This is a genomic window from Desulfosarcina sp., from assembly GCF_041551955.1.
Classification (GTDB): Bacteria; Desulfobacterota; Desulfobacteria; order Desulfobacterales; family Desulfosarcinaceae; genus Desulfosarcina.
The window spans coordinates 1-19,300 of record NZ_JBFELV010000046.1; the positions used below are offsets into that span (position 1 = coordinate 1).

Below are 19,300 nucleotides of genomic sequence, written 5' to 3' on the forward strand. Positions count from 1 at the left end.
AAAATCCTCGATGTTCCGCTGGCCAAGGTGGGCGGAAAAGGATTATTCGTCAAGGAAATCGAAGAAGCGCTGCTGGATCGACGCATCGACCTGGCCGTGCACAGCATGAAAGACATGCCCGCCGATATACCTGTCGGTCTGTGCATCGGTGCGATCCCTGAGCGGGAGGAACCCCGCGACGTCCTGATCGCCCGGAGTGGTCTGCCGCTGGTCCGGCTGGATCAAGGTGCACGGATAGGCACCAGCAGCCTTCGCCGTTCCGCCCAACTGCTTCGGTTTCGACCTGACATCAGGATTGTTCCTTTGCGGGGAAATCTGGACACCCGCCTGAAGAAACTGGAGAGCGAGGCCATGGATGCAATCGTGCTGGCGGCCGCCGGTGTTCGCCGCCTGGGCCTGGCCGACCGCATTACGCAGGTGTTGGATGAATCAATCATGCTGCCCGCCGTGGGCCAGGGCGCCCTGTGCATTGAAATCAGGGAAAATGACCCGCGCGTTGCACCCGTGGTTGCCGCCCTGGACGACTTGCCCACCCGACGGGTGGTGATGGGCGAACGAATGTTTTTAAAGCGGCTGGAAGGTGGCTGCCAGGTGCCCATCGCCGGTCACGGACATATCGACAAAAATGGGTATACCCTCACCGGCCTGGTCTGCGATGTGGACGGATCCCATCAAGTCAAACAGTCACTAACCGGTCCCGAAGACCAAAGTGAACAAGTCGGCCTGCAACTTGCCGAAATGCTGCTGACCATGGGTGCCGGAGAAATCCTGGAAAGACTGAACGCGAATGCACAGTAACAGCGAAACAGGCAAAGTGTTTTTGGTGGGAGCCGGCCCCGGCGATCCCGGATTGATCACCGTCAAGGGAGCCGATTGCATTGCCCGGGCCGACGTCGTCGTCTACGACTATCTGGCTTCGCCGACCCTGCTGGCGCATGCCAACCCGGATGCGGAAATGATCTACGTGGGTAAAAAAGGAGGCGACCACACCCTGCCCCAGGATGGCATCAACGCCCTGATCGTGGAAAAAGCCAAGCAGGGGAACGTGGTGGCCCGACTTAAAGGGGGAGACCCCTTTATTTTTGGCCGGGGCGGTGAAGAGGCGGAAGTCCTCATCGCCGCCGGCGTCCCGTTCGAGGTCGTCCCGGGCGTGACTGCCGCTATCGGTGCATCGGCGTATGCCGGCATTCCGCTGACCCACCGGGACTATACGTCGGATGTGGCCTTTGTCACCGGCCACGAGGACCCCACCAAGGCTGAGTCTAATGTGAACTGGAAGGCACTGGCAACCGGCATCGGCACGCTGGTCTTCTTCATGGGGGTCAAGAACCTGCCGACCATCGCCGCCAACCTGGTGGCCAACGGCCGATCGGCGGACACCCCGACGGCGGTCATCCGCTGGGGAACCACACCCAAACAGAGGACCGTGACAGCGACCTTGGGAACGATCGTCGACGAGACCCGAAGGGCCGGTATCAAAGCGCCGGCCATTATCATCGTCGGCGGCGTGGTCAACCTGCGAAAAACCATGCGGTGGTTCGAAAACCGGCCGCTGATGGGCCGCCGGATCGTTGTCACCCGAGCTCGTGAGCAGGCCAGCGACCTGGTTAAACGATTGACCGAATATGGTGCTGAATGTATCCAGTGCCCCACCATTCAGGTGGGACCGCCGCCGGATTGGACTGGGCTGGACCGGGCTGTCAAAACGTTAGACCAGTATAACTGGATCGTCTTCACCAGCGTCAATGGGGTCGACTACTTCTTCCGGCGGTTGTTTGAGAATGGGCAGGACGTGCGCGCGCTGGGACATATTAAAACCGCCTCCATCGGCCCTGCCACGGCAGAACGGCTCAGGACCTGGGGATTGAAAAGCGACATCATCCCAGAAAGCTACCGCGCCGAATCCGTGGTGGAAGCGTTCACGGCTACGCCGGTTAAGGGCAGCAAGATCCTGTTGCCACGCGCCATGGAAGCACGAAGCGTGCTCCCCGTGGAGTTGACCCGCATGGGGGCAACGGTAGACGAGGTGACTGCCTATGAAACCCGGCAAGCTGAAAGCGGCGCAGCGGATCTGATCGCCCGCCTGACTGAAGGGACCATCGATATGGTCACCTTCACCAGTTCGTCCACGGTAAAAAACTTTCACCGGTTACTGCCCCCGGATCGCGTTGATCGACTGATGGATGGCGTCAGTGTCGCCAGCATCGGTCCCATTACCTCCCAGACAGCCCGGGATCTGGGCCTTCGAGTAACCATCGAGGCCGAAACATACACAGTTCCCGGCCTGGTCCAGGCGATTTTAAACCATCAGGCGTAATCATCGGCAAGGCCAACTCCTGGCCGCAGCAGGTCGTGTCAGACATGGTAATAGGAAAATGCATGGATAAAGGGCTGGCAGGTGTCGGAGCGTTGGTGGATCAGGAAAAACGCCATCTGAACTACCTTCGCATTTCCATCACCGACCGCTGCAACCTCAGGTGCCTCTACTGTGTTCCCGAGGGCCGCATTCCCAAACTCGGCCACAGCGATATCCTTAGCTACGAAGAGATCCTGCGCCTGGTGAAAATCGGCATACAGCTCGGTATCCGCAAGGTACGCATCACCGGCGGCGAACCCCTGGTCAGGAAAGGGGCGGTTGAGTTTCTGGGCCGACTGACCCGCATCAGAGAACTTGAAGATGTTTCATTGACCACCAATGGGGTCCTGCTCGCCCCGAATGCTCAAGGTATATTCGATGCCGGCATTCGCCGCATCAATATCAGCCTGGATACGCTGAATCCCCAAAAGTATATCCAGATCACGGGATATGATCGGTTCGAACAGGTCTGGTCGGGCATACAGCGGGCAGGTGAAATCGGCTTCACCCCCATCAAGATCAATGTCGTGGCCATGCGGGGTATCAACGACGATGAAATCACAGCGTTCGGCAGGCTTTCATTGGACCACCCCTTCCACGTGCGGTTTATCGAATACATGCCCATTGGCAACAGTCGGGCCAGCTCGCAGGATCAGATTCTGACACCGGAAATCCAGGATATGATTGCCACCATCGGAGAGTTGACCCCGGTTGGAAACGGCCAGAATGACGGTCCAGCCAGGCGCTATCGTATAACGGGGGCACTGGGAGAAGTCGGATTCATCAGCGCCATGAGCCATCATTTCTGCAGCCGCTGTAACCGCCTGCGACTGACGGCAGACGGCAAGCTTCGCGCCTGCCTGCTGTCCGATCACCACGAACCCCTTAAAGAGCTGTTGAGAAACGGTGGATCGGATGAACAACTGGCTGAAATTTTCCGAATCGCCGTACGACATAAAGCGGCTAAACACCAGCTTTGCTTAGATGGAGCAACCACCGTTAAAGACCAGATGCAGGGTATCGGCGGCTGACTGGCCACAACCCCTTAAGGGTTCCCCGTCTTCTTCTCATCCTCATTCCGATCAGTGGTCGTACCCGTATAACCCCTTTCACCGATGCGGTAGGGGAATGCGCTCGTCATGACGTTTAGGACCGCAACGTTGCCGTGAGCCGCAAGGGATGCATCAGCAGTTCGAGTGCGGAAACGATATCCGTACAGACGATGTCAGCCGCATTCAGGCTCTCCGTGGAAGCGCCTTCACCCAAAACGACGGCGACCCCCAGCGCCGAAGCGGCCAGCATCAGTGCATCGTTTCGCCCGTTGCCGATACTGGCGGTCCGGTCCGCTCCCAATCGGTGGACGAAGTTGGCTTTGGCCCGGTCCTGGCGTCCTGCTTTCAGGACGCTCAACCGGCAGTCAACCCCTTCAAGACCGTCGGCAGCTCTGCCAAAGGTATCGGCAGTGACCACATGAATGGCCAACGCTGCGGCAAGGCTGTTGAGGGCGCCTTTGACACCGGGAAGCAGCTGGCCGTCTACGGCCAGGGTTCCGTTATAGTCCAGCACCAGATGCTCGAGGGTCAGTGGACCAAATCCGGGAATCTTCGTGGATATCATCCTGCTCTCCTTTGTGTTCAGACGCGCACCTTGCATTTGAAGACGCGCACACCGGCACCCGCAAGGTGGTTCAAGGTGACGCCGGTGATCACCAGAGAACCGCCCACCAATAGCGAGGCGGTTGCAGGCTCCTTCAGGATAATGTGGGCCAGACCAATCGCGCTGATTGGCACGAAATTGATGAACAGGCTGGCCCGAGACGGTCCGATCACCCGGATCCCCTCGTAGTACCAGACAAACCCCAACACCGTGCCAAATAGTCCGAGATAGCCCAAATTTCCCCAATCCGACAGTGAATACCCCGGCGCGGCCGTAGGCATACCCTCCATGCAGGCAGGAATCAGCAGTGCCAGCACCCCAACGGCCGCTGAATGCGATACCGCTGCCAAGGGGGAAAGTTCACGCATCACACGTTTCCCAATCAGCGTGTAAGCCGACCAACTGAGCACGCATCCGAAAATATACAGGTCTCCGATTCCGATACCGCCTGCAAACAAGGCCAGCGGATCTCCGTCGGAAATGGCGATGACAGCTCCGGAAACGGAAATCAGAATGCCGACAACCTTCGTCGGCGTGAGGGCTTCTTTAAAGAACAGGGCCGAGAAAAGAGAGATGACAATCGGGTTGTTGGCAATAATGATTGATGCCCGACCGGCGGTGATCAGCTTCAACCCATTAAAGAAAAAGACATTATAGGCAAATACACCGGTCAATCCCAGCAACGCCACGGGCAACATCTGTTGCCTTCCCAGCCTGGGAAAGTTCCCTTCCCTGCGCAGGACAAGGATGTAAAGACACACCGCAGCAAAAAGAAAACGAAAAAAGGCGGCTGAAAATGGGGGGACGGAATCCACCAGCATTCTGCCGGAAATAAAGGTTCCACCCCAGAATATGGCGGTCATCAACAATTTTAAATAAGTAATCAACATTTAGCGATGGTCTGTATTTTTCAAGGTTTGACATTCAGGTGGAAAATGGCTTTTCAATGCTTGGACTCAAGTCCTTATTTTCGGGTGCCGATAGAGACATTACCGAAAGTTCGTTGTAGCTGTTTTCAATTCAAACCGCCAGAATTTTGTACCTCGCGGCAGAGGTATTGGGCAATCCCGGGAAAAACCCCAAAACGAGACAGGACAAGGAATATGCACCCACACCCATTGACGCCGGGCGGATCGGACACAAGCGAGGATCTGGTAGATTTTATCATCAATCTGCCGCTGTTTGAGTATCTGGAAAAAGATGAATTGATTGACGTGGCCGCAAGGATGGATTTTATTGACCTGGCTCCCGGTGAAGTGCTTTTCAATGAATGGGACAAAGCCGATTTCGTCTGTTTCGTTGAAAGCGGGGAACTGGATGTGACAAAAAAGACCGGCCCCAACAGCAGCGACGTCATGGCCACGCTGAGACGCGGCCGCTCCATCGGGGAGATGTCCATCATCAACAATTTCCCTCGATCCTCGACCGTTATTGCCCGGTCAAAGGCCAGGCTGGCGGTTTTTCGACGCATGGCCTTCGAGGATATTCTCTCGAACCAGGTGAATCTCGGCGTCAACATTCTGAAGGGGCTGGCAAATCTGCTCAGCATCAACCTGAAGAAGACCTCCAGCCGACTGGCTGACAACATGCTGCCCATGGGGTGAAAGGCGAGCCTTTAACTGATGGCCGCTGCTGGGCATATCGCAAGAAAACGGTCGCGGGAATTAGTTTTCCGAGGCTCTTTCCGCCTTGTCTTCCAGTATGCGGATCTGGTTCTGGGGAACGATCCCCTTTTCCACCATGATGTCGCCGATACCGGCCCAGCGCAGTTCATCTACTTTTAAAATCGTTTCCGGTCTTTTGTTGCCTAAATCGTAGAAGGTGTATTTAAGGGTCAACTCCTCCTTGGGCAACAGGGAAACGGACCGCTCATAATAGATGAAGTGATGACCCAGCACATAGTATCCGCCAGCAGCGATAAGACCGATAAGGATGTACTTCTTAATCTGTCCCCACATAAACAGACCTCCTGGAAAATGCGTTTACGATTTGTCTGTTGCTGTCTGCAAGGCAAACCCACAAGATCCCAATATACTGATTTTATGTCATAATCAAGATCTTTTTTTGATTTCATTGGTAACCGTTGGCTTGCCGTCGAGCGTGACGGTTATCATTTAGGAACGATCCGGCACGGTCAACCGCTGCCCGCTCTCTTTTGTGCTGGCTGACAACCAGGAACAATTTTAAAATTCAGCGCTTCGGCCAATCCTTGATGGTTTGGACGATCTCTCTGACATACGCGCATTCACATTCAGCCGGGCAAGTCTGCAATTCTTCGCGGTAAAGGCAGTAAGTTGGACACGCACTACCGCCTGTTGCCCGTTGCGTAAAGATAGGCCCGTCATAGAGATCTCCAAAAAGATAGGCTTGAATGGCCAATGTACCCTTGCATGAATGATTGAAATAAAATAACCCGGTGGAAAGCTCTTTAAAATTGGCTTGATACCCGATTATTTGAAGATTTGAATCAGTTAGAAAACAGTCGCGTGTCGCCCACTTAAATCCGCAATTGGAGCACTTTTTGAAGTATATGTGATCAACAGATATCGACATTGCTAAAGTGGACCCGTTTCATCATCCGGTGGATGACTGCGGGTTATATGCCTGTAGGTCAACATACGACAACCCCATGAAAAAAGACAAGGCCTGGGTCAGAGGCCTTGTCTAAAGAGAGGAAGTCGACAATGATGGCAACCTCCCTGTTTTATTGATGGTACCGGAGGCCGGAATCGAACCGGCACGACCTTGCGGTCGGTGGATTTTGAGTCCACTGCGTCTACCAATTTCACCACTCCGGCATGGGTCAGGTTATATAGGAAAAACCCTGAAGATTGTCAATCAATTTGCACTATCCCTTTCTCAGCGCGCCATCGATGGCCTGCCGGGGCACTGCCCCTTCACGGAGGACTCTGACAGGCCAGCTCGTTACGTCAACAACCGTAGAACCGGGGCCACCGGCAAGGGTCCCGGCATCTAAAACCATGTCCACCTGGTGGCGAATTTCAGGGTCAAGATCCATCAGGCTGGCCGCTGCCGAAAAGCCCGACAGGTTGGCGCTGGTTCCGGTGATGGGGCCACCGAATCGATCGACCAACGCCTTTGCCACCGGATGAGCCGGCACGCGCACGCCGATTTTGCCCGTTCCGCCGGTAAGGCAGGCCGGCACCCACCCGCCGGCCTCGAAGATGATGGTAATCCCGCCGGGCCACAGCTCCAACAAACCGTCGGCATAATCGGGAACCGTTCGCACCACCCGATCCATATCGTGAATGCCCGACAGGAGCACCAGCAGCGGTTGATCGACCGGTCGGCGCTTGATGGCAAACACCCGGCGGATGGCCTCGGTGCAGAAGGCATCGGCCCCGAGGCCATAGAGCCCGGACGTGGGAAACACCAGTATCCCTTCTTGTCCAAGGATCTGGGCCGCACTCCGAATATCATTCGGATCGGGTCGCGACGGATCGATCAGGACGACGCTAGCGGTATTCCCTGAGTTTCTCAGCCTTTTTTTCAACCTCGGCAGCCATTTCCTTTTTAAAGGTCTCCAATTGCGCGCTCAGCGCATCGTCGGATGCGGCCATGATCTGAACGGCCAGAATGGCCGCGTTCTTCGCCCCAGGTTTTCCGATGGACACCGTGGCCACAGGGATGCCCGGGGGCATCTGCACCGTGGACAGCAGCGCATCGAGCCCTTGGAGGCAGGAAGAGTCGATGGGGACCCCGATCACCGGCAGGGTGGTGTGGGCCGCCAGAACGCCGGCCAGGTGGGCGGCATGACCCGCACCGGCGATGATGGCCTTTAGTCCCCGCTGCCTGGCGGAAAGGGCATAAGCGGCAGCCCGCTCCGGACTGCGATGAGCCGAAGCCACGGTCATTTCGATGGGAATCCCGAACTTCTTAAATATCCCCAAGGCCGCTTCCATTACCTTGAGATCGGAATCGCTGCCCATGACGATGCCGACGCGGGGCACCGCCTGCATCCGGACCAAGGCTTTTTTACCGATGTCGCTGCGGTGATGGACATTCTTCCAGTTGATCTTGGCAACCGCCTGATAGGCTTTCTTGATGGCCAGTTCCACCGTATCTCCCAGGGCCGTGACGCCCAGCACCCGGCCGCCATCCGAAAGGATCTGCTTGCCTTCCAACCGGGTCCCTGCATGAAAAACGACCACGTCCCGCATGCGATTGGCGGCGTCGATGCCTGTGATTTCCAGTCCTTTTTTGTACGGTCCCGGGTACCCGCCGGAGGCCATGACCACACAAACCGATGCCCGGGGATCGATCTCCAGGCGGCAGGTGTCCAGCCGTTCGTCGATGATGGCCTCGATCACCGGTATAATGTCGTTTTGCAGACGGATCAGAAGTGGCTGAGCCTCCGGATCACCAAACCGGCCATTGAACTCCAGCACCTTGATCGTGTCTCGGTCGATCATCAGACCGGCATACAAAACACCTTTGTAGGGGCAGCCTTCGGCGGCCATGCCCTTGACCATGGGGATCATGACTTCATTCATGACTCGCCGGTGAACATACCCGTCCACCACCGGTGCGGGTGAATAGGCGCCCATACCGCCGGTATTCAGGCCCTTGTCGTCATCGAAGACAGGCTTGTGATCCTGCGAAGACGGCAGGGGCAGCACGGTGTTGCCGTCGGTGAATGCCAGAAATGAGGCCTCTTCCCCAACCAGACACTCTTCCACCACCACCTGGTCGCCGGCCTCGCCGAATTCACGGTCCACCATAATCTGTTTCAGGGCGTCCATAGCCATTTTTTCGGTGCTGCAAACGATCACCCCTTTTCCGGCCGCCAAGCCGTCCGCTTTGACTACCAACGGTGCCCCCATCTTTTTCACATAAGCCTGCGCCTGGGCAAGACGCGTAAAGGTCCGGCCTTTGGCTGTCGGGATGCCGTATTTTTCCATGATCCCCTTGGCAAAAGACTTGCTGGATTCAATCCGGGCCGCTTTCTGACTGGCGCCGAAAACCCGCAAGCCCGCCCCTTCGAACTGGTCGACAATGCCTTTGGACAGGGGATCTTCCGGGCCGACAACGGTGAGATCAATCTTCTCATTCCGAGCGAAGGCCAGAAGTTGGTCGATTTCGGCTGCACCGATGGGAACGCAATTGGCCAGTTTAGCAATACCTGCATTTCCGGGCGCGCAGAAAATTTTCTTTACACGGGGACTTTGGGCGATTTTCCAAACCAGGGCGTGCTCTCTTCCACCGCCGCCGACAACCAACACTTTCATAAGATTCCTCCCTCCTTGTTATGGGCCCGCGTTTTTTGCTGCGAGCGTTTATGGTGACATATGGCTATCCCCGTGTGATTTGCCGGCGCCGGGCCGCCATACCCAGCTCGATGAGCCGATCCAGCAACTGACCGAAAGACATCCCGGCGGCCTTCGCCGACTGAGGAAATAAGCTGGTGCCCGTCATGCCAGGGATGGTATTGGTTTCCAATACGAAGAATTCATCGTCCTTTAGAATCATGTCCGTCCGGCTGTATCCCTGACAGTACAGGGCGTTGTGGGCCGCGATGGCACAGGCCTGGGCCTTTTGGGTCAGCCGCGCGTCAAGGCGAGCCGGGCAGATCTCCTGGGAGGCGCCGGGCTGATATTTGGCTTCGTAGTCGAAAAATTCGTAGCCTTCCCCTGGAATGATCTCGATGAGCGGCAGCGCGTCAAGGTCCTGGTTGCCCAATACACCGCAGGTAATCTCTGTGCCGGAAATATAGGCTTCGATCATGGCCGTCTCGCCGAATTCCAGGGCCTTCTCCACTGCAGCGGCCAGCGAGGAGCGGTCGCGGACGATGGTCATACCCACGCTGGATCCGGTTTCCACCGGCTTGACCACCAGCGGAAGGCCCAGCTCGGTGACCATTCGGTTCGCGTCGACCGACTCCCCCCGCCGAACAACTCCATACGGCGGTACGGTCAAGCCGGCTCTTTCGTAGAGGTGCTTGGACAACAGTTTGTTCATGGCAACCGCGCTGCCCAGCACGCCGGCTCCCTGATAGGGAATGTCCAGCAAATCCAACAGCCCCTGAACCGTTCCGTCTTCACCGTAGGGCCCATGCAGGATGATCAGTGCGCAGTCGATTCTGCCGGCATCGGTCACCAGCCGGGGAATGTCGGTCTTGGGATCGTAGGTTAATATGTCGTACTTGTTCTTGTCCAAGGCGTCATTGACCTGTTGGCCGCTGTTGAGGGACACTTCTCTTTCCGAAGAGATGCCACCTGAGATCAAGGCGATGGTTTTCTTTTTCATCATAATAATCCCTTTTTGTGATTTGGCGGTTGCAGACCGGTATTCAGCGAATGCGGTTGTCACGCGAGGTCCTGATGCCTGCGATCGCTCTCAGATCCCTGGCGAAAGGACTTCAATGAAAAAAACAAGCCGTTCTTCGGCCGCTGGGTGGTCACCCGTTTAGGCAGGCATATTTAACCATTCAGCAGATGTTGTTTGGCCTTGTTGAACTCGTCGACGGTGATGAGGTCTTTTTCAAGCAAGCGAGCCAGTTCCGCGAGTTCCGCGATATCCCGACTCTTGGACGCATCCGGGTCTTCAAGACGGGGAATGTCAATGGCTCCATCATGTCCGATAGCCGGTGGCCGGGACGACTGGCCCAGTTTGACGGTGGCCATTCCACCCAGAAGGCTCAACTCTACGGATCGCCCGTTGAACATGGGATTTCTTAGCATCTCGCCAAGTGATCTGCCTTCGGCCCGCATCCTTCTGATAACGTAGAATGCGGAAAAACCGAGCAGCGCCAATCCTCCGAGGAAGATCCATAGCATATAGCTGACCAGGCCCCGGAAAAAGAGAACCAGGATCGCCACACCAGCGATAAGCAGCACATGAAGAGCCAGAATGAAGTAGGCGAGCAGGACACTCTTGAACAGGCTGTCCTCCTCTTTTTTTTTTCCAAACATGGCAGCACCGGATTATGCTTTATCGGCTCCCAGGCGGTCGACCACCTCGCTGTAATAGCGCTGGGGGAAATCGTGGGCCGGATTGGCGCCTCTCAGGGCATTCAGTTTCATGATCAGGAAGTTGATTTTTTTTATGGTACGATACTGCTGCGCGGTGTCGGTCATACCGGCCAGCAGGTCTTCGGTTGTGCGGATTTCTTTGAGCAATTGCACCTCCGGCGGCAGGCAATCGGCATTTTTCAGAACCTTGTACGCCATGCGCAGGTCCTCGGGAATATGCTGGTCATCATATAGATGAAGGGGGCGGCCGCTGCCGGGAAGATTCTCGAAAGCACCTTCGTCCTGGGCTTTTTTTATTCTCGATTCAATGAGCTTTTCGAAGCCGGGAAACATCCGTGCGATTCCACATGGCACCGGGGCCAAATTAACCATCCGTTAATGATATAGATGGATTTGACTATATTATATTGGAACCTTTGATTTCAAGGACTAATGTATGCGGTCATGCAACCTTTAGGCTTTGAAGAAGCCCATCGCTCAGGTCTGCAGCCCTTTTTCGAAGTGATTTTCATCTTCCCAGCGGCATGTCCTTGGGATCAGAACCGTCGTCTCGAGCAAATCGGGATAAGCCGCCGGGTTCATGGAATGGAGGCCAGTCCGCTCAGGCTCTCCACGTACTGACGCGCCTTTTCTACCGCAGCGTCTATGGTATCAGGATCCAAGGCCAACAGGAGCCGGCTGGTTTCATCCAGTTCCTGGCAGAAGGCTGTGCCAGAGACGCCCACGCCCGCCTGGATGGTGAAATAGTCCGCCAGATGCAAGATATGGGACAATTGATGGTCACCTGCCGACGAAGGTTGGTGGTGGTGTCGAATGCCAAAAGATACGGATCGCGGCAGATTCCAAGATTCACAGAGTATGGCCGCGATATCGGCGTGGTCAACGCCTAAGATGTCGCGCTCCGCATCCTGAAGGGTTTTTCTCGGATGGGTGGCGGTGTAGTTGTCGAACAAGACCTTCCGCTCGCGTACGTATGGGTCCAGGATTATTTTTCCCACATCGTGAAACAGTCCCGCCGTGTAGGCTGTGTCTAATGCATCCAATCCAACCGCGGCGGCCATTTCAACGGTCGTGCAGGCCACGGCCATCGAATGGCGCCAGATATCACCGGACTCGAAACCGTATCCATCCAGGGGTTTTCCCAATACCCTGCCAGCGCTGATGGCCGTGATCAACTCGGCCAGTCGCCGGGTCCCGAACAGGGCCGAGGCATGCTGAATGGTGGCGACCTTTCCCCGAAACCCGTAGAAGGGTGAATTGGCCACCTTGAGAATGCCGGCCACCATAGCAGAATCATTTTCGATGATGTTGACCAGCTGGGCGGGGCTGGTTGCCGGCTTTTTGATTATCTGCTGGACCTCGTTCAACATCTCCGGTATGGCCGGCAGCGACGCGGGCGTGGAGATGATTTCGCGGATCAGATCCCGGCCGGAGACATACAGCGGTTCAGGGGGATCGGAAATCGGCATTCCCGCGCGCTTTCCCACCAATTTCAATGGTTCCGGAAAGCCTGCACTCAGCGCGGCATTGAGCCGGGACATTTCTTTGTTTGCCGCATCCAGCCGAGCCACCATCTTCTCGATGATCTTGTCCTTGAACTTCTCGCGGATTTCCGGGCTGAGCTGTTCGAAAATCACCCGGTCCAGCTTCAGCGCTATCACCGATTCTCTGGCGACAACATTGGCGGTTCGCCGGGTGTGGGTTAAAAAGGCCATTTCCCCTAAGATATCGCCGGCCTGTAGCACAGCCAAGAAGGTTCCGCTTGCACCTTCCGTGATCTTGACCGTTCCGGTGAGGATGATGAACAGACTCTGGTCGCTGTGGCCCTGGCGGATGAGCACCTCTCCAGGATGGTATACCCTGAAATGAGCATCGTCCGAGACCATTTGCCGCTTCTCTTCCGCGGTGAACGAATTAAAAAAACCAAGACGATTAATAATCGGTAATATCTCTACAGGCCTGCTCACAATAGTTACCTTTGCCCCTGAGATTAACGGATGTAGCTGTTTTCATTTATTAACCGCAACCGCGTTCATCTCGACACCGGCTTATTCATCCGATTCCTTCCATATGTTCGTATTATCGGCCGGTTACCGGATATCATAAATCCTGCCGGAAAAGCGGATCCGGCAGCCGCGGTCCTTCGTGGCGGATAGGGTGATCAACACTGGCAATACATAGGGCGGCATAAGGGTTCCTCCAGTCCCCACCATCCAGCCTGCCTATGAAGCAAAAGGGCAAGACCGCTTGATCGGATACAAGAAATGTGTCATTGAACACCATCCTGATGGATTGACCGCCTAAAAAAGGCCGGTCAACAAAAAGGACAACAGGAGGAGGGGATGGATCAGGTTCTGGGGAAAAGAAAGAAAAGCCGATTTGCCGTCAAGGATCTGACCATATCCATCAACGGGAAAACCTACCGTATCTTCAATATCAACGAATTCGGCGTGGGGTTTTTAATCGAATCGCCGGAAGAGATTGAAATCGGCACCGAAATCAAACCGATGATCGTAAACGGAAAGATACCCGTTCGGGTAGCGGGTATCCCCCGGCACATTTCTCAATTCCGCCCGGCCTCCAATCGCCTCCTTTTCAAAACGGGCTGGATCTGCGGAGCGGAATTCACCCTCCGACACTATGGTGACGGAAAGAAACTGCTCCGGGAATTCATTGCCGAAAATATCGACAGCGATGTCGAAGAGACCGATAAATAATCCGACTCATGCCCGGGGCATCGCAAAGGCCGCGGCGATGGAGTTATTAAAATTTCTTGGATGGCGATGCGCCCGCAGACCGGTGCCACATGGCCAAAATCTTGATCCGGTCCAGTAATTGAATCTTCTCGTCCACAACATTTACCAGTGCCGCATCTGGACCCAATCTGTCGATTTTGTAGGAAATCATTTTCCTGACCGTATGATAGACGTGGCTTCCCGGTCTCAGGAGGCCATCTTCATTTAGTAAAAGCATGATCTGCGCCATGGCTTGGAATTTATTCATCCGGTCTCCTCGTCAGGATCTGGATAGAATTTCTATTGAATGGCGTTCCATCACGATATCCATGCGATGTCAATGCATGATTGATTCGGCTGGTAGAAGCGATGGCCGGCAGGCTATATCCGGCGAATTGACTCACCAACGATAGAATTCTTTTCATAATCAGAAATGATTTACCTACCCCATGGTCCTAAAATTAAATGCGATCAAAACTTAACCTACCGTTATAGTGAGTTATTATTTATATCCCCCTCCATCTTTAAATAGGCATGGTAATTGCTGGACCATTAGCGGAGTCCCCATCTGTCTGCAATTATGAATATCTTGCGCGTGTTGCGACGCATGTGGGTCTTACGGGGCTTGGAAGAGAAAGCTTTTTTTATCCCCTTCCAACACCGTCGAAATATCGTCCATAAAGATCGGATCAGACACCATTTATTCGCCGTGTAAGGTTGATGCCCTCGTAAAAAGTCGTATTTCCGACGGGTTTGTAAAAAAGCCGAGATCAAGGCTTTGTGGATCTTTAGGGATACCGCTATCGCGGGTGCCGAAGGCAGCGTACTGACGGTGCGCCGCAGTGACGAGGGAGGATGCGTAACGCAGATATCGGCTTTTTTACGGAACCGTCAAGGTTGCACCCGTGGCAGACGCTATCCCCTATATTGTCGTGAACAACCAGAGAATTTCCCCCATTGAAGGGTCACCCCGGTCCGATTCGGCAACCGCTGAGCGAATAGGGCATGACGATCAGCCCTTCGGTATTGTTGACCGGGTCACTCTTTCAACTGAGGCTCGGGAAACATCCATGTGGTACGCTGCCCAAACCAGGACTGTATCACTGACCCCGATAGGCCTTTCAGTTAAATCACCGGCCGACACCACGCCTCTCTTGGCCTTTTCACCTAAACAACTGAAATAATCTAAAGCATTTGTAAACCGATGGGCAAGTACCGCGTCATGGCATGCCACAGCGGTTCCACCGGCCTCTCATGAGCGGTTTGGCAGAGGTTTTACCCACACTTTCTACCAAACTGTGCAGTTTTTTTGACGGTTTGGTCTAATATTTTCTGGAGGAAGAAATCAAACCACCTGTAATTTTTATATATTTATACAATTTTCCCGTGGGCGCGTTTTGTGCTTTCACATTGGGGCGATGCGATACATGGCACAACTGCATGGCCTGATGTCGGCCCGGATCTCAAGATCGCGCGAATCTCAGAAGAGCGCGCGGGTTGACACGATCGTTAATCCCAACAAAAAAAGGATACCTGCTGCACATGCAGACATGTTTCAACCGGCATGGTGTCGTCATTTTCTTTATGGTCGGGGTGTTGGTCGGTTCAGGCCTTTATGCGCGTCGCTGCGAGGCAGGCGCCAGCCCCCCACGGAAAGGGCCATGCCCTTCCCATCTCGAAGCGGATCGAAGCGGTGAAGAAAACCTCGAGCCCTCTGCCAATGTGGTTGTCACTGAATCAATCGGAACCGCCTGGCCGCTCGCCTGCGGTTATCTGGTTACCAATAACCATGTGGTTTCGGGTGCGGAATCCATCACGTTGATCGATCAGACCGGCCGAGGCTTCCATGCTTGGCCCGTGCTGCTGGACGAATTGCATGACATCGCTTTTCTGGAAGTGGCCGATGCGCAGGATCTTCCACCGGCCCTCCCCCTTGCCAATTCCCGGTCGGCGATCGATACACGTGTGTTTACCGTCGGGTTCCCCGCGGAAGGCATGTCGACTCAGGGGCCCAAGCGATCCCAGGGCAGAATCTGCGGGTTGAACGGCACGCGCGAAGATGATGCCAGCTACCGTACCACTGTTCCTGTGCGACACGGCAACAGCGGCGGCCCCTTGATGAATTTGAGCGGAGAAGTGGTCGGTGTCGTCAGATCGATGCTGGCCTACCAGGATAAAGGGTCCAATCGGACGTATATTCTGGAAAACGCGAGCTGCGCGGTCAAGGCCGCTGCCGTCAAAGCGCTTCTTGAACATCTGCCGGAGAAAACCAAGACCCGTCGGACCCTCGCCAAACCGAGCGGCAGTGAGGAGGCGCTTTACCATGCGGTAGCGCATTCGGTGCTGCAGGTGGTCGCCAGACGCTACGAAAACGAGGCCGCCGAATGATTCCCGGACAGGCCAATGCCTGGATCGGGCAGGCGCATTGGTCATAACGATTTTAATCCGCCGGCCTTAACGAGCCGGTCCTCCTTTCGGTATGCACCGGACAAAGATTCCAGAAACGGTTTATCTCCGTTGGTCAACCCCTCTGTGCGGGTGTCCGTCAAATACGCCGTGGGCTCTCCCCACGTTGCCGGGTGCGCCATATGACCATTTACCTGTGCCATATCCCACGGTCATTCGAAGGATTTTAGACGGATCCATCTCCTTTCACTAATATTTCCCCGTATTATATCAGGTGCTTTAATCGATATTTCCGATAGGTCGTCGATGTTGGCAAACCTGTTGCTTAGATAAGGGGATAGTCATTTACCGTTTCTTCTTAATCAAACCCAACGAAACCTTCTGGAGGTGGATATGAAACCAAATGCTTATAGATTATTTACTGTTTTGCTTCTCGCCACATTTTCCGTATGGGTCGGCTGTTCCCATAATACCCCGCCCGAACTGAGTAGTTTACAGAAAGAATTAAACGAAAAAGAAAACGAAATCCGTGTGCTGGCCAGTGAAAACACAAAAAATGAGGAAGAGATCAGCCTGCTGGCCAGAAAAAACACCCAAAAAGATCTCCAATTGAAGGAATTTGAGACGCAGCTTATCCAGCAGGAGAAAATGGCCTCCATGCAGGACCAATCTTCCCCTGAGGCATCCCTCTATCCTCCCCAGGCAAATCCAGGCGAATGTTTTGCAAGGGTTTTGGTTCCACCCACCTATGCGACGGCGTCTGAACGGGTGCTGACACGCAGTGCCTCGGAGCGGTTGGAGATCATCCCGGCCAAGTATGAATCGGTGGAAGAAAAGGTGATGGTAAAGGCCCCTTCGGAGCGCATCGAGGTGATTCCCGCCAAATACGGATGGGTGGAGGAAAAAGTCCTTGTCAAAACAGCGTCGAGCCGCTTGGAGCAGGTTCCCGCCAAGTATGAATCGGTGGAGGAAAAGGTGCTCGAAAAGGAAGCCCATGCAGTGTGGAAAAAAGGGCGGGGGCCGGTTGAAAAGCTCGACAACACGACCGGAGAAATCATGTGCCTCGTCGAGGTGCCTGCATCCTATAAAACGGTGAAAAAAACAGTGATGGTCAACCCTCCGGGAACCCGCAAGGTTGAAATTCCGGCCGAATACAAGACCGTCAAGAAACGAGTGGTGATCAAGCCGGCCCAGGAGCGCACCATCAGCATTCCGGCCGAGTACGAGATGGTCAAGGTCCGGAAAATGGTCACCCCTCCCCAGGAACAGAGAATCCCGGTGGCAGAAGAATACCAGACCGTGACAAAAACCGTTAAAAAGGACGATGGTCACATGGAATGGCGTCGCATCATGTGTGAGACCAACCTGACACCGGATGTCGTCACCCGCATTCAAACGACACTTCATCAAGCCGGATATGACCCTGGACCGATCGACGGCATCCTGGGCCGGCATACCATTGCCGCCGTCAAGTCCTATCAACGGAACAACCGACTGGCAGAAGGCGGTTTGACTTACGAAACTGTCAAGAAGCTAGGCGTATCGATGTAGTGGTTGACTGCTTCACTTCCCCCAAGGGCTGATCTTAACGTCCCCGCCTGCCCCGCTACTTGCAGCAGGGCAGGCCATTCTTTAAAAACGGATAATTATACGATCAAGGAGGTGTAAAGATGAGTATGATACAAGAGTTCAAGACATTTGCAATGAAGGGCAATGTTGTCGACATGGCTGTGGGTATCATTGTAGGCGGTGCATTCGGAAAAATCGTATCTTCATTTGTCGCCGATGTCATTATGCCGCCAATTGGGATTCTCATTGGTGGCGTTGATTTTTCAAACCTAGCGATCGTCATCAAAGAGGCAGCCGGTGATGTCGCTGCGGTTACCATCAACTACGGTGCATTCGTTCAAACGGTTATTGATTTCACAATCATTGCCTTTGCGATTTTCATGGCCATTAAGGCAATGAATTCATTGAAGAGAAAAAAGGAGGAAACTCCAGAAGCGCCTCCGGCACCATCTAATGAAGAAATCTTGCTGACGGAGATACGGGACCTTCTTCAACAGAAATAAATGAGCGGTCGGGATGTTGTCAACCCGCAGAAAAACACCACAGCGTCGAAGGTTCATTTTTTCACCGATTACGTGTGACAATATCTTGGCATGGTGTAATTGAAGGGAGGCAGTCCAAATCCAATATCTGTTTTTATAGGGCCCAGCCAGTATCTGTTTTTCTCGGGCCCTGACAGATTGGTCAGACAGAACCTAAATTTATTGGATAGATAGCCTCGTCTACCTGGACAAAGATGTCAGCGTGACGTTCGGCTTGCATTGAGGCCTTCGATCCAGACTCCACCCCAAGCTTGAATTCATTATGCCAGCGTGTTAATGGGTCACATCTTGGGGGAAAGACATGGATCTGAGGATTGATGAAGAAAAGAATATAGCCTATATCAAGCTATCGGGACAGTTAAACCGTAAGGTGATTCTCAGCGCATTTGATTTAGCCGTAGCCGACAATAGGTATTTACACGGGATGGGGAGACTATGGGATTTCAGAGATGCCGACCTATCTTCTCTAAAATCTGAGACTATCGTTGAGATGGCACAATATTCCCTGAGATTTCCGCCAGGGATCAATGATGTCAAAGTGGCTTTTTTGGTAAGCCGTGATGTTGAGTACGGATTGAGCCGCATGTTTCAAATGTCATCAGAGTCGAAGACACCAATCCAGGTTTTTCGTGCGATGGACGAAGTCGAAAAGTGGATGATGTGGAATGATTAACCCCCCGCGCACCCTTTTTAGTAGCATTCTTCTATTCTGTTATTCTGCCTTTTAGGATGTCTGGGTGATAACCTCCCGCAAGCGATCCATGAAGTGGTCGTTGTGGAACCTTCACATGCAGATGGTACGTTTTACCTCTCTTGGCCAAAAACACGAAGGGCACCTCCCAGGTCACAGCGACATACAGCTGTAATTGAGCGGTACCCCTTTAATGTGCAACACATCAATAGTATGAGATCTTGAATGTATAGGCATGCCATGTTGCTAGGCCCCTTCTTTAGCGGAACGCTGTATAAAATCGCGGCGTGATTTTATAGCTTGAAATGCTATTGGCAAATGTATTATATTTTGAGTGCCGGATTAATTTATAA

Annotated in this window: 19 protein-coding genes and 1 tRNA gene; 9 read left to right on the plus strand and 11 right to left on the minus strand. The window is 54.0% G+C overall.

Translation table 11 applies throughout. From position 1 onward, the window contains the following. The 3 genes from hemC to moaA form a co-directional block, all read left to right on the plus strand. On the plus strand, window positions 1-798 hold a 798-nt coding region (gene hemC / locus ABYV26_RS05760; RefSeq protein ID WP_372679032.1), incomplete at its 5' end, for a hydroxymethylbilane synthase. Further along, window positions 788-2,317, plus strand: a complete 1,530-nt coding sequence (gene cobA, locus ABYV26_RS05765) for a uroporphyrinogen-III C-methyltransferase (RefSeq protein WP_372679034.1) — start codon at window positions 788-790, stop codon at window positions 2,315-2,317. The genes hemC and cobA, both read left to right, overlap by 11 nt. A 62-nt stretch (window positions 2,318-2,379) precedes the next feature. Next, window positions 2,380-3,387, plus strand: a complete 1,008-nt coding sequence (gene moaA, locus ABYV26_RS05770) for a GTP 3',8-cyclase MoaA (RefSeq protein WP_372679036.1) — start codon at window positions 2,380-2,382, stop codon at window positions 3,385-3,387. Window positions 3,388-3,502: 115 nt separating this feature from the next. Here moaA and ABYV26_RS05775 read toward each other — a convergent pair whose 3' ends face one another. Both ABYV26_RS05775 and ABYV26_RS05780 read right to left on the minus strand, forming a co-directional pair. Continuing rightward, on the minus strand, window positions 3,503-3,973 hold the full coding sequence (locus ABYV26_RS05775; protein WP_372679038.1) for an HAD family hydrolase: 471 nt from the start codon (window positions 3,971-3,973) through the stop codon (window positions 3,503-3,505). A gap of 17 nt (window positions 3,974-3,990) precedes the next feature. Next, window positions 3,991-4,902: a DMT family transporter gene (locus ABYV26_RS05780; protein ID WP_372679040.1), complete on the minus strand. Its 912-nt coding sequence runs from the start codon at window positions 4,900-4,902 to the stop codon at window positions 3,991-3,993. A 213-nt stretch (window positions 4,903-5,115) separates the two neighbouring features. Between ABYV26_RS05780 and ABYV26_RS05785 the strand changes: the two genes are divergently transcribed. Further along, window positions 5,116-5,616 carry a cyclic nucleotide-binding domain-containing protein gene (locus ABYV26_RS05785; protein WP_372679042.1) on the plus strand — a complete coding sequence of 167 codons (501 nt, stop codon included), beginning with the start codon at window positions 5,116-5,118 and terminating at the stop codon, window positions 5,614-5,616. Between the two features lie 60 nt (window positions 5,617-5,676). On the opposite strand, the gene ABYV26_RS05790 is transcribed toward ABYV26_RS05785, so the two are convergent. The 8 genes from ABYV26_RS05790 to ABYV26_RS05825 all read right to left on the minus strand — a co-directional run bounded on the left by ABYV26_RS05790 (window position 5,677) and on the right by ABYV26_RS05825 (window position 12,890). Beyond that, entirely contained in the window at window positions 5,677-5,970 is a 294-nt protein-coding gene (locus ABYV26_RS05790; protein WP_372679044.1) for a hypothetical protein, read from the minus strand. A gap of 753 nt (window positions 5,971-6,723) precedes the next feature. Next, window positions 6,724-6,810: transfer RNA gene (locus ABYV26_RS05795), tRNA-Leu, on the minus strand. A 50-nt stretch (window positions 6,811-6,860) separates the two neighbouring features. Further along, window positions 6,861-7,526: an L-threonylcarbamoyladenylate synthase gene (locus ABYV26_RS05800; protein WP_372679045.1), complete on the minus strand. Its 666-nt coding sequence runs from the start codon at window positions 7,524-7,526 to the stop codon at window positions 6,861-6,863. After that, complete coding sequence (purD, locus tag ABYV26_RS05805) at window positions 7,489-9,261, minus strand: phosphoribosylamine--glycine ligase (RefSeq protein ID WP_372679047.1); 1,773 nt, start codon at window positions 9,259-9,261, stop codon at window positions 7,489-7,491. Before purD ends, ABYV26_RS05800 begins: the two co-directional genes overlap by 38 nt. 64 nt (window positions 9,262-9,325) lie before the next feature. Then, window positions 9,326-10,282: a D-alanine--D-alanine ligase gene (locus ABYV26_RS05810; protein ID WP_372679049.1), complete on the minus strand. Its 957-nt coding sequence runs from the start codon at window positions 10,280-10,282 to the stop codon at window positions 9,326-9,328. A gap of 170 nt (window positions 10,283-10,452) precedes the next feature. Continuing rightward, window positions 10,453-10,944 (minus strand): SHOCT domain-containing protein, encoded by a 492-nt coding sequence (locus ABYV26_RS05815; RefSeq protein WP_372679051.1) that lies wholly within the window; start codon window positions 10,942-10,944, stop codon window positions 10,453-10,455. Window positions 10,945-10,956: 12 nt separating this feature from the next. Beyond that, window positions 10,957-11,337, minus strand: coding sequence for a DUF1992 domain-containing protein (locus ABYV26_RS05820; RefSeq protein ID WP_372679052.1), 381 nt, complete (start codon window positions 11,335-11,337; stop codon window positions 10,957-10,959). A gap of 245 nt (window positions 11,338-11,582) precedes the next feature. Continuing rightward, the gene (locus ABYV26_RS05825) at window positions 11,583-12,890 is read right to left on the minus strand and encodes an HDOD domain-containing protein (RefSeq protein WP_372679054.1); all 1,308 of its coding nucleotides are present in this window, start codon (window positions 12,888-12,890) and stop codon (window positions 11,583-11,585) included. Between the two features lie 456 nt (window positions 12,891-13,346). Here ABYV26_RS05825 and ABYV26_RS05830 point away from each other — a divergent pair, with 456 nt between their 5' ends. Further along, complete coding sequence (locus ABYV26_RS05830) at window positions 13,347-13,721, plus strand: hypothetical protein (RefSeq protein WP_372679056.1); 375 nt, start codon at window positions 13,347-13,349, stop codon at window positions 13,719-13,721. A gap of 46 nt (window positions 13,722-13,767) precedes the next feature. Here ABYV26_RS05830 and ABYV26_RS05835 read toward each other — a convergent pair whose 3' ends face one another. Continuing rightward, a complete protein-coding gene (locus ABYV26_RS05835) occupies window positions 13,768-14,007 on the minus strand; it encodes a hypothetical protein (RefSeq protein ID WP_372679058.1) in 240 nt (79 codons plus the stop codon). Window positions 14,008-15,281: 1,274 nt separating this feature from the next. Between ABYV26_RS05835 and ABYV26_RS05840 the strand changes: the two genes are divergently transcribed. The 4 genes from ABYV26_RS05840 to ABYV26_RS05855 all read left to right on the plus strand — a co-directional run bounded on the left by ABYV26_RS05840 (window position 15,282) and on the right by ABYV26_RS05855 (window position 18,929). Continuing rightward, the gene (locus ABYV26_RS05840; RefSeq protein WP_372679060.1) at window positions 15,282-16,127 is read left to right on the plus strand and encodes a S1C family serine protease; all 846 of its coding nucleotides are present in this window, start codon (window positions 15,282-15,284) and stop codon (window positions 16,125-16,127) included. A gap of 411 nt (window positions 16,128-16,538) precedes the next feature. Further along, on the plus strand, window positions 16,539-17,696 hold the full coding sequence (locus ABYV26_RS05845) for a peptidoglycan-binding protein (RefSeq protein WP_372679062.1): 1,158 nt from the start codon (window positions 16,539-16,541) through the stop codon (window positions 17,694-17,696). 119 nt (window positions 17,697-17,815) lie between these two features. Beyond that, window positions 17,816-18,217: a large-conductance mechanosensitive channel protein MscL gene (mscL, locus tag ABYV26_RS05850; protein ID WP_372679064.1), complete on the plus strand. Its 402-nt coding sequence runs from the start codon at window positions 17,816-17,818 to the stop codon at window positions 18,215-18,217. 340 nt (window positions 18,218-18,557) lie between these two features. After that, window positions 18,558-18,929, plus strand: coding sequence for a hypothetical protein (locus tag ABYV26_RS05855; RefSeq protein ID WP_372679066.1), 372 nt, complete (start codon window positions 18,558-18,560; stop codon window positions 18,927-18,929). The last annotated feature ends 371 nt before the right edge of the window (window positions 18,930-19,300 follow it).